This window comes from Mycobacterium sp. E183, from assembly GCF_001667735.1.
In the GTDB taxonomy this organism is placed as follows: Bacteria; Actinomycetota; Actinomycetes; order Mycobacteriales; family Mycobacteriaceae; genus Mycobacterium.
Genome location: NZ_LZJN01000046.1, coordinates 1 through 18,235, shown reverse-complemented (window position 1 = coordinate 18,235; position 18,235 = coordinate 1). Strand labels below are relative to the sequence as shown.

Below are 18,235 nucleotides of genomic sequence, written 5' to 3'. Positions count from 1 at the left end.
GTTCTGGTCATCATGAAGGGGTCCATGGCGGCGACCTGCCGGTGCGGCACCAGCTCGCCGGCCCCATCGAAGAACTCCTGACCACCATCTACACCGAAGTCCTCGGCCTCGACCGCATCAGCATCGACGACTCCTTCTTCGACCTCGGCGGCGACAGCATCCTGTCGATGCAGGTGGTCGCCCGCGCCCGCGCCGCGGGGTTGGCCTGCCGTGCCCGCGACATCTTCGTCGAGCAGACCGTGGCCCGCCTGGCCCGCATCCCCGGGATCACCGAGGCCCGCGAACAACTCGTCGACGAAGGCATCGGGCCGATCACGCCTACCCCGATCATGCACTGGCTGTTCGACATTGACGGCCCGATCGATGAGTTCAACCAAACCATGGCGCTCCAGGTCCCGACCGGGGCCACCCACGCCGACCTGCTCGCCATCCTGCAGGCGCTGCTCGACCACCACCCCATGCTCAGACTGCGTGCCGACACCAACGCGCGGTCGTTGACCGTTGCCGACCCCGGCGCGGTCGGTGCCGGTGAGTGCCTACACACCGTCGAGGCGCTCACCGATCAGGTGCTGGCCCAGGCCCTGTCTCGGCTAAATCCCGCCGCCGGGGTGATGGTGAGTGCGTTGTGGGTGAGCACCACCGGCCAGTTGGTGTTGATCGTTCACCATCTGGTCGTGGATGCGGTGTCGTGGCGGATCCTGTTGGAAGACGTCAACATCGCGTGGACCCAGCACCGCGGCGGCCAGCCGATCGCCCTGCCCCCCGGCGGGACCTCGTTTCAGCGCTGGGCCGCGTTTCTGGACGAGCACGCCCACACCGCGGCGGTCATCGCACAGGCCGACACCTGGAACCACGTCGCGGCGACCGCGGCCGCGCTGCCCCCACCGCAGCCCGGCGACACCTACGCCAGCGCCGGGCACCTCACCGCCACCCTGGACACCGAGACCACCCGGGTGTTGCTCTCCGACGTCCCCGCGGCCTTACACACCGGCATTAACGACATCCTGCTGATCGCCTACGCGCTGGCCTGGACCGAATTCCTCGGACGGGGCGAACACCCCGTCTGCATCGACGTCGAAAGCCACGGCCGCCACGACGACCTGGCTCCCGACCTCGACCTCTCACGCACCGTGGGCTGGTTCACCACCAAATACCCCGCCACGCTCACCGTCGCCGGACCGGGCTGGCACCGTGTCGTCACCGGAGACCCGGCACTGGGCCCGATCATCAAGGCCGCCAAAGAACAATTACGCGCCCTGCCCCACCCCGCCACCTACGGACTGCTGCGCTACCTCACCACCAACCTCACCGAACCCGAACCCACCATCGGATTCAACTACTTGGGACGTCTTGGCGGACAGGACATTCCCGAGGACCTGTGGCGGATCAGCCCGGACAGCCTGGTGGTCGCCGGCGATGCCGCCGCGTTGCCGATCTCGCTGTCACACACGGCCGAGCTCAACGCCGCCACCATCGACACCGACACCGGCCCTCAGCTCAACGCCACCTGGACCTGGGCCACGTCCGTTCTCGACGACACCCACATCGCCCGGCTCAGCCAGTTGTGGTTCGACGCCCTGACCGGAATCTGCACCCACGTCCAGCACGGCGGCGGCGGCCTGACCCCCTCCGACATCACCCCCGCCCGGCTCACCCAACACCAAATCGACGACCTCCAAAACCACTACGACACCGCCGACATCCTGCCGCTCACCGCACTCCAAGAAGGACTGCTCTTCCACGCCACCACCGCTCGGGATCTCGGCGATCTGTACGCGATGCAACTCGACGTCACGGTCGCCGGCCCACTCGACCCGCGCAGGCTGCACGACGCCGTCCGCGCCGTCGTCGAGCGCCACCCCAACCTGGCCGCTCGGTTCTGCCGGCAGTTCGACCAACCGGTGCAAATCATTCCGGCCCACCCCTTGGCGGTATGGCGATACGAGGCCGTCGAAGCCGATGATCGGATCCAAGGGATTTGCGCCGACGAACGGGCCGCGGTCGGTGACCTCACCGCCGGACCCGTCTTCCGGGTTGCTCTGCTTCGCACCGGAGAGAGTCTCCATCGAATTGTGCTGACGTTCCACCACATCGTGCTCGACGGGTGGTCGCTACCGATCCTGCTGCACGAGATCTTCGCCTGCTACCAAGGCCGGCAACTGCCGGCCGCGACACCCTATCGCCGGTTCGTCAGCTGGCTGGCCGAGCGCGACCTCGACGCCGCCCGCGACGCCTGGGCCCAGGCGCTCGCCGGCCTTGACGCCCCCACCCTCGTCGGTCCGCCGGGCCGGCTCAAGCCCGGTCCCAAGAGCACCAGTTCGTTCGCCATATCCGAGCAAGACGCGTTGGCGCTCAACGAATTGGCGCGCTCGAATCACACCACGGTCAACACCGTGCTGCAGGCGGCGTGGGCGCAACTGTTGATGGGACTGACCGGCCACCATGACGTGGTCTTCGGCACCGCGGTCTCGGGACGGCCCGTCGAGATACCGGGAGCCGACCGCATGGTCGGCCTGCTGATCAACACCGTGCCGGTGCGCGCGCACATCACCACCACCATGACCACCGCCGACCTGCTCCACCGACTGCACGACACCCACAACCACACCCTCGACCATCAACACCTGGCGCTCAACGAGATTCACCGCATCACCGGCCACGACCAACTCTTCGACACCCTGTTCGTCTACGAAAACTACCCCGTCGACACCGCCGCGCTGGCCGCCGTCGACGGATTGACCGTCGCCGAGTTCACCGGCCACGAATCCAATCACTACCCCCTGACCGTCCAGGTCACGCCCGGAGCCCAGCTCGGCTTCCGTGTCGAGTACGACACTCACGTGTTCGATGCGGAAACCGTTGACACACTGATCAATCGGCTGGAACGGGTCCTGCTGACCATGATCGCCGATCCGCGGCTCCCCTTGTCGGCGACCGACGCGCTCGACGACGACGAGCGCGCCCGCCTCGACGCCATGGGCAATCGGGCGGCGCTGACCGGGTCCGCACCCGCACCGGTGACGATTCCGGAACTGTTCGCCGGCCATGTGGTCCGCTCTCCGCACGCCGTAGCCATCCGCGACGGGGTCCGGTCGTTGACTTACCGAGATCTCGACGAAGCCTCGAATCAGTTGGCTGACTCGATATCCGGTTGCGGCGCCGGCCCCGGGCAATGCGTGGCGCTGCTGCTCGAGCGGTCCGCCGAGGCCGTCATCGCCATGCTCGCGGTGCTCAAGGCCGGGGCGGCATACCTGGCGATCGACCCGGCGCTGCCCGACGAGCGGATCGAATTCATGTTGAGTGACGCCGCGCCGAGCGTCGCGGTCACCACCACCGGGCTGCGACCACGGCTGGCCGGGCGCCCACTGGCCGTCGTCGACATCACCGACGACCGCATGATGGCCCAACCCCGATCCGCGCTTGCTATGCCGGCAGCCGACGACATCGCCTACGTCATCTACACCTCGGGAACCACGGGTGTGCCGAAAGGCGTTGCGATTAGCCATCGCAACGTGGCCCACTTGGTCGAGTCGGCGTCAGCCCACCTACCCGCCGAGCAGGTTTGGACGCAGTGTCACTCGTACGCGTTCGACTTTTCCGTCTGGGAGGTCTGGGCGGCCTTACTCGGCGGCGGGCGACTGGTGGTGGTGCCCGAGCGGGTGACGGCCTCACCGAGAGACTTCCACGCCCTGCTCGTCGCCGAACAGATCACCGTGCTCACCCAGACGCCGTCGGCGGCCGCGGCGCTTCCCCAGGACGGCCTGGATTCGGTCGCGCTACTGCTCGGCGGCGAGGCGTGTCCGGCCGAGCTGGTGGACCGGTGGGCGCCCGGGCGCGTGGTGATCAACGCCTACGGCCCCACCGAAACCACCGTGTACGCCACATTGAGCGCCCCGTTGACCGCAGGTCTGGGGACGGTACCGATCGGGGCTGCGGTGTCGACCTCGGCACTGTTCGTCCTGGACGACTGGCTGCGCCCGCTCCCACCCGGCATGGTCGGCGAACTGTACGTGGCCGGCCGCGGCGTTGGCGTCGGCTACCTGGGTCGGGCGGGCCTGACCGCGGCTCGATTCGTGGCCAGCCCGTTCGGCGCCCCCGGCACGCGGATGTACCGTACCGGCGACCTGGTGCGCTGGCGGACCGACGGGCAGCTCGACTACCTCGGGCGCGCCGACGAGCAGGTCAAGATCCGCGGCTATCGGATCGAGCTCACGGAGATCCAGGCCGCCCTGACCGCACTCGGCGGTGTCGATCAGGCCGTCGTCGTCGTCCGCGAAGACCGGCCCGGCGACAAACGGCTGGTCGGATACGTCGTCGAAAGCATCGGCGCGACAGTCGATCCCGCCGCGGCGCGCGCCACGCTCACCGAACGGCTGCCCGGCCACATGGTGCCGGCCGCCGTCGTGGTGTTGGGGGCACTGCCGCTGACGGTCAACGGCAAGCTCGACACCCGGGCCCTGCCCGCGCCCGACTACCAGGACCGCGGTCGCTACCGCGCCCCGGCCTCCCCGGTCGAGGAGATCCTGGCCGGCACCTATACCCACGTGCTGGGTGTCGACCGGGTGGGCGTCGACGATTCGTTCTTCGACTTGGGCGGGGATTCGCTGTCGGCAATGCGGTTGATCGCTGCCATCAACACCGGTCTCGACACCGACCTGGCTGTGCACGCGTTGTTCGACGCACCCACGATCGCGCAATTGGCGCCACTCGTCGACGGCGAGGCCCGCCACCGTGAGCCGTTGACCGCGGGGCACCGCCCGGCGGTGATTCCGCTCTCGTTCACCCAGAATCGGCTGTGGATTCTCGACCAGTTGCAAGGCCCCTCAGGGGTTTACCACGTGGCCGTGGCACTGAAGCTGCGCGGTGCCCTCGATGCGGATTCGCTGCGCGACGCGCTCGCCGATGTGGTCGCCCGGCATGAAAGCCTGCGCACGATATTCCCCGCGCCCGATGGACTGCCCCAGCAACTCATCGTCCCTGCCGACCGGGCGGATTTCGGCTGGGACGTCATCGACGCGACCGATTGGGTGCCGGCCAGGCTCGACGAGGCCGTCGACGAAACGGCGCGCCACCCCTTCGGTTTGGATTCCGAGATTCCGCTGCGGGCAAAGTTGTTTCGTGTCGACGCCGACGAGCACGTGTTGGTCGGCGTGGTGCACCACATCGCCTTTGACGGTTGGTCGCTGGCGCCGTTGATCCGCGACCTCAGCGAGGCCTATCGGGCGCGAGGGCGGGGGCTCGGCCCCGACTGGCCCCCACTGCCCGTGCAATACGTGGACTACACGTTGTGGCAGCGGGCGCGGTTCGGTGTGCTCGACGATTCCGACAGCCGGATCGCCGCGCAGCTCAAGTATTGGGAAGACGCCCTGGCCGGCTTGCCCGAACGCTTGGAGCTCCCGACGGATCGGCCCTATCCCTCGGTGGCCGATCAGCGCGGCGACAGCGTGTCCGTGGACTGGCCGGCCGAATTGCAGCAGCGCATCGCCGAGGTGGCCCGCGGGCACAACGCGACCAGCTTCATGGTGGTCCAAGCCGCCCTGGCGGTTCTGCTGGCGCGGCTCAGCTCGAATTCCGATGTGGCCGTGGCATTCCCAATCGCCGGCCGCAGTGATCCCGCGCTCGATGACCTGGTGGGTTTCTTCGTCAACACCTTGGTGCTGCGGGTGGATGCGGCAGGAGACCCGACCGTCGCCGAATTGCTCGCCCAAGTGCGGCGGCGCAGCCTGCTGGCCTTCGAGCACCAGGATGTGCCATTCGAGGTGCTGGTCGAGCGGCTCAACCCGACCCGCTCGCTGAGCCATCATCCGCTTGCCCAGGTGGCGTTGGCGTGGCAGAACCTGCCCGGCCATAGGAGCGACCCCGTCGCCGGGCTTGAGTTGGGCGACCTCGAGATCACACCATTGCCGCTCGACACCCACACCGCTCGCATGGATTTGACCTTCTCGCTGTCCGAACACTGGTCCGACGACGGTGCGCCGGCGGGCATTCGGGGAACGGTCGAATTCCGCACGGATGTTTTCGCGCCCGAGACGATCAACACGCTTGTCGGCCGGTTCCAGCGGCTACTGCGCGCGATGACCGCCGACCCTCAGGCCCGGTTGTCGTCCATCGATCTGCTGGACGCCGAGGAGCACGCCAGCCTCGATGCCACGTCCAACAGGGCGATGTTGGACCGGCCGGGCCCCACACCGCTGTCGATTCCGGCCTTGTTCGCCGGCCATGTGGCGAGGACACCCGATGCGATCGCGATCACCGACGGGACGCGGTCCTGGACCTACCGCGAACTCGACGTCGCGTCGAATCGACTGGCGCACCGGCTGATCGGGCACGGCGCGGGCCCGGGCGAATGCATCGCGCTGTTGTTCTCCCGTTGCGCCGAGGCCATCACCGCGATGCTGGCGGTGCTCAAGACGGGAGCGGCCTACCTACCGATCGATCCGGCGGTGCCGGCTTCCCGGATGGAGTTCATGCTCGACGACGCCGCGCCGATCGCCGCCGTCACGACCCCCGACCTGCGGCCGCGGCTGGCCGGGCACGGACTGGTGGTGCTGGATGTCACCGATGGCGCGGTCGGTGACCACCCAAGGACCGCACCACCCGCGCCCGGCCACGGCGACATCGCGTATCTGATCTATACCTCCGGAACCACCGGCGCACCGAAATGCGTTGCCATCACCCATCACAACGTGACGCAGCTGCTGGCATCACTGGACGGCGGTTTGCCGCATCCGGGCGTCTGGCCGCAATGTCATTCGCTGGCCTTCGACGTCTCGGTGTGGGAGATCTTCGGTGCGCTCCTACGAGGTGGGCGCGTGGTGGTGGTCGCCGAGGACATCGCCGCGTCGCCGACTGACTTCCACCACCTGCTGGTCGCCGAACAGGTCGACGTGCTCACGCAAACCCCCTCCGCCGCAGCCGTGTTGCCGCCCGAGGGTTTGGAGTCGGCGGCGATGGTGGTGGTCGGTGAGGCGTGCCCGGCCGACGTGGTCGATCAATGGGCGCCCGGGCGGGTGATGATCAACGCCTACGGCCCGACGGAGACGACGATGTGCGTCGCGATCAGCGCGCCGCTGACGGCCGGATCCGGGGTGGTGCCCATCGGGAGTCCGGTACCCGGAGCGGCGCTGTTCGTCCTCGACGAGTCGTTGCGCCGGGTGCCGTCCGGGGTGATCGGTGAGTTGTACGTCGCCGGCCACGGCGTGGGCATCGGGTATCTGCGCCGCGCGGGGCTGACGGCGTCACGATTCGTGGCCTGCCCGTTCGGGGGCCATGGGGCACGCATGTACCGCACCGGGGACCTGGTCCGCTGGGGCGCCGACGGCCAACTGCACTACCTCGGACGCGCCGACGAGCAGGTCAAGATCCGCGGGTACCGCATCGAGCTAGGCGAAATCCATGCCGCGCTAAGCCAACTCGACGGCGTGGAGCGTGCCGCGGTCATCGCGCGCGAAGACCATCCGGGCGACAAGCGGCTGGTCGCCTACATCACGGGAACCGCCGATCCGATCGACGCGCGCGCCGCACTCGCGGAGCGGCTGCCTGGCTACATGGTGCCCGCCGGGGTGGTGGTGCTCGATGCGCTGCCGACCACCGTGAACGGGAAACTCGATACCCGCGCCCTGCCCGCGCCCGACTACCAGGCCTCCGAAAGTTATCGTGCGCCGTCCGATGCCATCGAGGAAATCCTGGCGGGCATCTTCGCCGAGGTCCTGCGACTCGATCGCGTCGGAGTGGATGACGCCTTCTTCGACCTTGGCGGCGACAGCATCTCGTCGATGCAGGTGGTCGCACGGGCCCGCGCGGCCGGCGTGATCTGCCGCCCGCGAGACATCTTCGTCGAACAGACGGTGGCGCGGCTGGCCCGCGTCGCCCAGATCAGCGACGGCATCGGCCCGCTCGACGCGGGCATCGGCCCGGTAATACCCACCCCGATCATGCGCTGGCTGTGGGACATCGACGGGCCCGTCGATCAGTTCAATCAGACGATGATGATCGAGGCACCCCACGGCGTCACCCGGCCCGACGTGGTCGCGCTCCTGCAAGCCCTGCTCGACCACCACCCGATGCTGCGGCTGCGTGTCGACAACTTCGACGCCGGCGAGTGGTCGTTGACGGCGCCCGGGACCGGTGCGGTGGACGCCGAAAGCTGCCTGCTCGCCGTCGACGAGTTGACCGAAGACGCGGTGGCGATCGCCCGGTCACGGCTCAACCCCTCTGCCGGCGTAATGCTCAGCGCGGTCTGGGTGACCACCGGCCAGCTGGTGCTGATCATCCACCACCTGGCCGTGGACGCCGTGTCCTGGCGAATCCTCCTGGAAGACCTGAACATCGGCTGGGCCCAGCGCCTGAGCGGCCAACCGGTCGCGCTGCCGGCGGGCGGCACATCCTTCCAGCGCTGGGCGGCACTCCTTGCCGAGCATGCGCAGCGGCGCGAAGTCATCGACCAGACCGAAGTGTGGCAGCGGTCGCTGCCCGCCCAAGCCGCCCTGCCCCCGGTCAAGCCCGAGACTGACACCTACGACCGCGCCGGGCACCTCACGGCATCCCTCGACACCGAGACCACCCGCCTCCTGCTCGGCGAGGTTCCCACCGCGTTTCACACCGGCGTCCAGGACATCCTGTTGATCGCCCTCGCGTTGGCGTGGGGTGAGTTCTCGGGCGCCGACGAGGGCGGGTCGATCGCGATCGACGTCGAGGGACATGGTCGCTACGAGGACCTCACCACCGATGTCGAGCTGTCACGCACCGTGGGCTGGTTCACCACCAAATACCCCGCGGCGTTACCGGTCGTCGGGCCGCGCTGGGCGCAACTGGTGGCCGGTGACGCCGCGGTCGGGGCGTTCGTCAAGCGCGCAAAGGAACGACTGCGGGCCCTGCCCGACGGCATCACGTATGGCCTCCTGCGCTACCTCAACGCCGACGTCGCATTGGGTGGGCCGGATCCGGCGATCGGGTTCAATTACTTCGGACGGTTGCACGGCACCGAGGCGTCCGGCGATCTCTGGCGGCCCAGCCAGGACGGTCTGGCGGTCACCACCTTCGCCAGCGCGGTGCCGATGCCAGTCGCACACACCCTGGAACTCAGCGCGGGCGCCGTGGACGCCGGTGCCGGGCCCCACCTGGAGGCCCAATGGACCTGGGCACCTTCGGCGCTCGATGACGCGCAGGTCGACCGGCTCAATCAGCTGTGGTTCGACGCTCTTACCGGGATCTGCGCACACGTCCAGCGCGGCGGCGGGGGACTCACCCCCTCGGACATCGCCCCCGCCGGTCTCACCCAGCACCAAATCGACCAACTCCAGCGGCATTTCCGGATCGCCGACATACTGCCGCTCACTCCCCTCCAGCAAGGATTGCTGTTCCACGCGGCCGCCCAGAACCGCGACGGCGACCTGTACTCGATGCAGCTCGACATCACCGTCTCCGGTCCGCTCGACGCGGATCGCCTCCGCGGCGCCGTGGACACCGTCGTCAGTCGCCACCCCAACCTCGCCGCCCGGTTCTGCACACAATTCGACCAGCCGGTGCAGATCATCCCGGCCGACACCCAAACGCCCTGGCAGTACGTCGAACTCGATTGCGATACCGACGGGCAGTTACAGCGCATATGTGACGCCGAGCGCGCGGCGGTGTGTGACCTGAAGGGTTCGACCGCGTTTCGCGTTGCGTTGATCCGCACCGCGCCGGAGCGGTACCGAGTGGTGTTGACCAATCACCACATCGTGCTGGACGGCTGGTCGCTGCCCGTGCTCCTGCAAGAGATCTTCGCTACCTATTACGGCCAACGTCTACCGGCGGCCGTCCCATATCGCCGGTTCGTCACCTGGCTCGCCAAGCGCGACCTCGACGCCGCGGAGCAGGCCTGGCGCGAGGTGCTCACCGGTTTCCACACCCCGACTCTGGTCGCACCGCCGGGCACCCCGACGCTGGGAACCCGAGGCCTCGCGTCGGCTCGCGTGCCGGAGGGCACCACCCAGGCCGTCAACGAACTGGCCCGCTCCTGTCACACCACCGTCAACACGGTGCTGCAGGGCGCCTGGGCACAGGTATTGATGTCCATGACGGGCCGGCGCGACGTCGTATTCGGGGCGGCTGTTTCGGGCAGGCCGACCGAGGTGGTCGGCGCGGAAACGATGGTGGGTCTGATGATCAACACCATCCCCGTCCGAGCCACCATCACCCCGGCCACCACCGTCGCAGACCTGCTCGGGCAATTGCACACCGCTTACGAGCGCACCCTGGATCATCAACATCTGGCGCTCAAGGAGATTCACCGCATCACCGGGCTCGACCAGCTCTTCGACACGTTGTTCGTGTTCGAGAACTACCCGATCGACACCACGGCGCTGTCGCACACCAACGGGCTGGCGATCACCGACTTAACCGGTACCGAATCCAGTCATTACCCGCTGACAATGCAGGCCCGCCCCGACCGCGAATTGCTTCTTCGCGTCGAATACGACAGCCACGTGCTCGACGCCGAGACCATCGAATCACTGATCGACCGCTTCCAGCGCGCGTTGGTGGCCATGACCACCGACCTAGGGGGACAACGTTGACCACCAATCCGACGCGGAGATTGTTGTCCATCGATCTGCTCAACGAGACGGAACACGCGCGCCTGGACGACTGGAGCAACCGCGCCGCATTGACCCGGCCCGCGGTGCCGCTATCGGTTCCGGCGCTCTTCTCCGCCCAGGTGTCGCGGACCCCCGAGGCGCTGGCCGTGACCTTCGAAGGCCGCTCGATGACCTACCGCGAGCTCGACGAGGCCGCTAATCGGTTGGCACATCTGCTGATCGAGCACGGCGCGCGACCGGGCGTGTGTGTCGCACTGCTGTTCCCCCGGTGCGCCGAGGCGATAACGGCGATCCTGGCGGTGCTCAAAACCGGGGCGGCGTATCTGCCGATCGACCCCATGCATCCGCGGTCCCGCATCGAGTTCATGCTCACCGACGCCACCCCGATCGCCGTCGTGACGACCGCGGAGATGCGTTCGCGACTGGACGGATGCGGCCTGACTGTCATCGATACCGCCGACGCTCGCATCGACGCTCAACCCGACACCGCCTTACCCCTCCCCGCGCCCGATGACATAGCCCACATCGTGTACACCTCAGGCACCACCGGGGTGCCGAAAGGCGTTGCGGTCACGCATGACAACGTCACCCAGCTTTTCGACGCGCTCGACATCGGTATTCGACTGGGCCCGGACCAGGTGTGGACGCAGTTCCATTCCTACGCGTTCGACTTCTCGGTGTGGGAGATCTGGGCCGCGTTGCTGTTCGGCGGGCGTCTGGTGGTGGTGCCCGAGTCGGTGGCTCGATCACCCGGCGAATTCCACAACCTACTGACAAAAGAGCGCGTCCGCGTGCTGACGCAGACCCCGTCGGCAGTGAGCACCCTGTCCCCCGAGGGACTGGAATCCACGGCGTTGGTCATCGGCGCCGAAGCCTGTCCTCCGGCGCTGGTGGATGCCTGGGCGCCCGGACGGGTGATGACCAACGTCTACGGCCCGACGGAAACCACGATGTGGGCGTCCAAGAGTGCTCCACTGCTGCCGGGATCGGGTTCGCCACCCATCGGGTCCCCGATCACGGGAGCCGCGTTCTTCGTCCTCGACGAGTTGCTGTGTCCCGTGATGCCCAAGGTGGTCGGCGAGCTGTATATCGCCGGCCGCGGCGTCGGGGTGGGCTACTGGCGCCGGGCCGGACTGTCCGCTTCGCGCTTCGTGGCCTGTCCATTCGGCCCGCCCGGAACCCGCATGTATCGCACCGGGGACCTGGTGCGCTGGCGGCCGGACGGCCAACTCGACTACCTCGGCCGCGCCGACGAACAGGTGAAGATTCGCGGGTATCGCATCGAACTCGGCGAAATCCGCTCCGCCTTGAGCGAACTCCCGGGCGTCGGACAGGCCGCGGTGATCGCCCGAGAGGACCGGCCCGGTGACCGGCGGCTCGTCGGCTACCTCACCGAAACGGCCACCGGAGCAGTCGATCCCGCTGTCACACGGGAGGCACTGGCCCGGCGGCTGCCCGGATACATGGTTCCGTCGGCCATCGTCGTCTTGCAAACGCTGCCGCTGACGGTCAACGGCAAACTCGACACCCGAGCCCTCCCGGCGCCGGAGTACACCAACGGTCAGCGGTACCGCGCTCCGAAGGATCCCACCCAGGACATCCTCGCCGGCATCTATGCCCGCGTTCTCGGCATCGACCGGGTCGGAGTCGACGACTCTTTCTTCGACCTCGGAGGCGACTCGGTTTCTGCGATGCGCGTGATCGCGGCGATCGGCTCCGACCTGGCCACCGACCTGTCAATGCAGACTCTGTTCGACGCGCCAACGGTCGCGCAACTGGCCGCACACATCGGTGGCGATGACAGCCGCCTTCAGCCTCTTCTGGCCGTCCAACGGCCGGAAGTCATTCCGCTGTCCTTCGCGCAGATTCGGCTCTGGTTTCTCGACCAATTGCACGGGCCTTCAGCGGTTTACAACCTGACGGTGGCGTTGCGTTTGCGGGGAACGCTGGATCTGACTGCGTTGCGGATGGCCGTGGACGACGTCATAGGCCGGCACGAATCGCTGCGCACGGTGTTCCCCGACGTCGACGGGGTGCCCTTCCAGCGCGTGCTGCCGAGTAACTGCGCCGGCGTTGTGGACGTCACCGACGCCGCCGGGTGGTCCCCGGGCGCGCTTCATGAGGCCATCGACGCCGTGGCGCGGCGCACGTTCGACTTGAGGGCCGAGATTCCTTTCCGAGTGCAGCTTTTCCGCGTCGGCGACGACGACCACGTGCTGGTGGGTGTGGTGCACCACATCGCCGCGGATGGCTGGTCGATCACCCCGCTCGTGGGTGACCTGAATGTCGCGTATGCCAGCCGGTGCAGCGGCGAAGCCCCTGACTGGGCCGAATTGCCAGTGCAATATGCGGATTACGCGGTGTGGCAGCGCGCGCAGTTGGGTGATCTCGATGATGGCGACAGTCGCTTTGCCGCGCAGTTGGCGTATTGGGAGGATGCGCTGGCGGGGATGCCGGAGCGGTTGGAGTTGCCCACAGATCGGCCTTATCCGGCGGTGGCCGATCTGCGTGGGGCGACGGTGCCGGTGGAGTGGCCGGCGGAGTTACAGCAGCGGGTGCGTGCGCTGGCCCGGGAGTGCAACGCGACGAGTTTCATGGTGGTTCAGGCCGCGTTAGCGGTGTTGTTGTCGCGGCTGAGCGCGACTTCGGATGTGCCGGTGGGTTTTCCGATCGCAGGGCGACGCGACCCCGCGCTCGAGGGCCTGGTGGGGTTCTTCGTCAACACACTGGTACTGCGCGTCGACGTCGCGGGTGATACGACCGTCAATGAGTTGCTCGGCCAGGTGCGGAGGCAAAGCCTCGCCGCCTATGACCACCAAGACGTGCCGTTCGAGGTGCTGGTTGAGCGGCTCAACCCGGCGCGGTCGCTGGCTCATCATCCGCTGGTGCAGGTGATGGTGGCCTGGCAGAACCTGCCGGGCACCGGCGCTGATCCGGGGTTGGCGTTGGGGGATTTACAGGTGTCCCAGGTGCCGATCACCACCCATACCGCCCGGATGGATTTGACGTTCAACGTGGCTGAGCGCTTCACCGATGAGGGTGAGCCGGCTGGGATTTCGGGTGCGGTGGAGTTCCGCACCGACGTGTTCGACGCCGGCACGGTCGCCGCGGTGGTGGAGCGGTTGGAGCGGGTGTTGGTGGCGATGACCGCTGATCCGGGTGTGCGGTTGTCGTCGCTCGATGTGCTCCAGGCCGGTGAGCTCACCCGTCTGGGCGAGATGGGCCGGTGGCCGGTGTTGGAGCAGGCCGCGGCGGCGGTGTCGATTCCGGCGCTGTTCGCCGAGCAGGTGCTGCGGGCCCCGGAAGCGGTGGCGCTGCGGTTCGGGGAACAGTCCTGGACCTACCGCGAGGTCGATGGTGCGTCAAACCGGCTGGCTCATCTGCTGATTGGTTACGGTGCCGGCCCGGGTGAATGCGTGGGACTGGTCCTCCCGCGTTCCGGTGCGGCCATTGTGGCGATCTTGGCGGTGCTCAAGACCGGCGCGGCGTACCTGCCGATCGACCCGGCGCTGCCCGACGAGCGGATCGACTTCCTGCTGGCCGACTCCAGGCCGGTGGCCGCGCTCACCACCACAGCGTTGCGCCCACGGCTGAACGGGCACGCCTTCATCGTCGTCAACGTCGACGACCCGCGGATTGACGCCCAGCCGAGTACGGATTTGCCGGCACCGGCAGCCGACAATGTCGCGCACATCATTTACACCTCGGGCACGACCGGGGTGCCCAAAGGGGTTGCGGTCACGCACCACAACGTCACCCGCCTGTTCGACGCACTGGAGGTGGGTTTCGAGCTGGAGCCCAAGCAGGTGTGGACGCAGTGCCATTCGTATGCGTTCGACTTTTCGGTGTGGGAGATCTGGGGTGCGTTGGCGCACGGCGGGCGGTTGGTGGTGGTGCCCGAGGAGGTGACCCGCTCCCCCGACGAGCTGCGCGCCCTGCTGATCTCCGAACACGTCACCGTCTTGAGTCAGACCCCGTCAGCGGTGGCAATGCTCTCCCCCGCCGGGCTACAGCCGTTGGCGCTCGTGGCCGCCGGAGAGGCCTGCCCAGCCGAGATCGTCGAGCGCTGGGCGCCCGGGCGGGTGATGGTCAACGGCTACGGCCCCACCGAAACCACGGTCTATGCCACCATCAGCGCCCCGCTGGCGCCCGGTTCGGCCGCGGTCCCCATCGGCCTACCGGTGCCCGGCGCGGCGCTGTTCGTCCTCGACCCCTGGCTGCGTCCCGTCCCGCCCGGCGTCGTTGGCGAACTCTATGTCGCCGGCCGCGGCGTCGGGATCGGCTATTGGCGCCGGCCCGGGCTGAGCGCGGCCCGGTTTGTGGCCTGCCCCTACAGCCCGCCCGGCACCCGGATGTATCGCAGTGGGGACTTGGTGCGCTGGCGACCCGACGGGCAACTGGACTACCTGGGGCGCGCCGACGAACAGGTGAAGATTCGCGGGTACCGCATCGAACTCGGCGAGATCCGCGCGGCCCTGGGCGAACTCCCAGACGTCGGACAGGTTGCGGTGATCGCCCGTGAGGACCGTCCCGGTGACCGGCGGCTAGTCGGTTACATCACCGGCACCGCCGATCCCGCTGCGGCGCGCGCCGCGCTGGCCGAGCGGCTGCCCGGCTTCATGGTGCCCACCGCGATCGTCGTGGTGGACACCCTGCCGATCACGGTCAACGGCAAGCTCGACACCCGCGCCCTGCCCGCCCCCGACTACGTGGATGTCGATCGCTACCGCGCCCCGACCAACCCCGTCGAAGAAGTCCTGGCCGCCATCTACGCCGAGATCCTCGGGGTCGAGCGCGTCGGCGTCGACGACTCCTTCTTCGACCTCGGCGGCGACAGCATCCTGTCGATGCAAGTAGTCGCCAGGGCCCGCGCGGCCGGGTTGGCCTGCCGCCCCCGTGACATCTTCGTCGAGCAGACCGTGGCGCGGCTGGCCCGCATCCCTGGCATCACCGACGGCCATCAACGGACCACCGACGACGGGATCGGGTCCGTCAAGCCCACGCCAATCATGCACTGGCTGTTCGACATTGACGGCCCGATCGACCAGTTCAACCAATCCATGGTGCTGCAGGCACCGACCGAAGCGACCCACGACGACGCGCTCGTCATCCTGCAAGCACTGCTCGACCGCCACCCTATGCTGCGGGCGCGGGCCGATACGAGTGGGCGGTCGCTGACCGTTCCCGGACCCGGGGCGGTCGACGGCGCTCAGTGCCTGCACACCGTCGACGCGCTGACCGATGATGTCCTCGCCCAGGCGAGGTCCCGGCTCGACCCCGGCGGTGGCGTGATGCTCAGCGCGTTGTGGGTCTCCACTACCGGCCAGCTGGTGCTGATCGTTCACCATCTGGCCGTCGATGCGGTGTCATGGCGGATCCTGTTGGAGGACACCAACATCGCGTGGGCCCAGCACCACCACGGCCAGCCGATCACCCTGCCCCAAATCGGCACCTCATTCCAGCGGTGGGCCGCGTTGCTCGACGAGCACGCCCACACCCCGGCCGTCGTCTCGCAGGCCGACACCTGGAACCACGTCGCGGCGACCGCGGCCGCGCTGCCCCCACCGCAGCCCGGCGACACCTACACCAGCGCCGGGCACCTCACCGCCACCCTGGACACCGAGACCACCCGGGTGTTGCTCACCGACGTACCCGCGGCCTTCCACACCGGCATCCACGAAATCCTGCTGATCGCCTACGCCCTGGCCTGGACCGAATTCCTCGGCTCCACCGGCCAAACCGTGGGCATTGACGTCGAAGGCCACGGCCGCCACGACGACCTGGCCGACGCGGTGGATCTGTCACGCACCGTGGGCTGGTTCACCACCAAATACCCCGTCGCACTGAACGTCGGTGGGCTGCGCTGGGACCATATAGCAGCGGGCGACCCCGCACTGGGCCCGATCGTCAAGGGCGCCAAGGAACAACTGCGCGCCGCGCCCCACCCCCTGACCTACGGACTGCTGCGCTACCTCAACCCGGACACCGCCCTAACCGCACCCGACCCCACCATCGGATTCAACTACCTAGGACGGCTCAGTGCGACCGCGCCCGGGGCCATCGATGAGCTTTGGCTGATCAGCGAGGACGGCTTGTCGGCCATAGCCGTGGCCAGCACGGCGCCGATGCCGCTGTCGCACACGGCCGAGCTCAACGCCGCCACCATCGACACCGACACCGGCCCTCAGCTCAACGCCACCTGGACCTGGGCCACGTCCGTTCTCGACGACACCCACATCGCCCGGCTCAGCCAGTTGTGGTTCGACGCCCTGACCGGAATCTGCACCCACGTCCAGCACGGCGGCGGCGGCCTGACCCCCTCCGACATCACCCCCGCCCGGCTCACCCAACACCAAATCGACGACCTTCAAAACCACTACGACACCGCCGACATCCTGCCGCTCACCGCACTCCAAGAAGGGCTGCTCTTCCACGCCACCACGCACGAGTCGGACGACGTCTACGCGCTCCAGCTGCAGATTTCGGTGGCCGGTCCGCTGGACCCGGATCGGCTGCACGACGCCGTCCGCACCGTCATCAGCCGCCACCCCCACCTCGCGGCCCGATTCTGTCGACAATTCGACCAACCGGTGCAAGTCGTTCCGGCTGTGCCTGAAATACCTTGGCAATCAGTCGTATTCGAAACCGACGCGGAAGATCAACTCGCGCGTTTGTGTGCCGCCGAACGCGCCGCGGTGTGCAACCCCAATGACCAGCCGGCCTTCCGGGTGGCGTTGATCCGCACCGCCCACGAGCGGCACCGCATCGTGCTCACCAATCATCACATCGTGCTCGACGGGTGGTCGCTACCGATCCTGCTGCACGAGATCTTCGCCTGCTACCAAGGCCGGCGACTGCCGGCCGTGACACCCTATCGCCGGTTCGTCAGCTGGCTGGCCGAGCGCGACCTCGACGCCGCCCGCGACGCCTGGGCCCAAGCGCTGGCCGGGCTTGACGCCCCCACCCTCGTCGGTCCGCCGGGCCGGTTGACATTGGGAACGCGGGCCGTTGAGGCCGACCGCCTTCCCGCGGCAATCACCCAGTCAGTCGCTGAGTTGGCGCGCTCGAATCACACCACGGTCAACACCGTGCTGCAGGCGGCGTGGGCGCAACTGTTGATGGGACTGACCGGCCACCATGACGTGGTCTTCGGCACCGCGGTCTCGGGACGGCCCGTCGAGATACCGGGAGCCGACCGCATGGTCGGCCTGCTGATCAACACCGTGCCGGTGCGCGCGCACATCACCACCACCATGACCACCGCCGAGCTGCTCCACCAACTGCACGACACCCACAACCACACCCTCGACCATCAACACCTGGCGCTCAACGAGATTCACCGCATCACCGGCCACGACCAACTCTTCGACACCCTGTTCGTCTACGAAAACTACCCCGTCGACACCGCCGCGCTGGCCGGCGCCGACGGGCTCGCCATCACCGAGTTCACCAGCCGCGAATCCAATCACTACCCCCTGACCATGCAGGCCACGCCCGGGTCCGAACTGGGCGTGCGCGTCGAATACGACACCGACGTGTTCGACACCAAAATCGTTCGAGCACTGATCAAACGGTTCCAGCGGGTGTTGGTGGCGATGACGGCTGATGCCCAGGCGCGGTTGTCCTCGATTGGTGTGCTTGATGCCGGTGAGCTC

Annotated in this window: 2 protein-coding genes; both read left to right on the top strand. The window is 67.9% G+C overall.

Features of this window, described 5'->3' with window-relative positions:
* The coding region (locus tag A5691_RS29060; protein ID WP_156734764.1) for a non-ribosomal peptide synthetase at nt 1–10,559 on the top strand (10,559 nt) is incomplete at its 5' end.
* The coding region (locus A5691_RS29055) for a non-ribosomal peptide synthetase (protein WP_197694471.1) at nt 10,556–18,235 on the top strand (7,680 nt) is incomplete at its 3' end. The genes A5691_RS29060 and A5691_RS29055, both read left to right, overlap by 4 nt.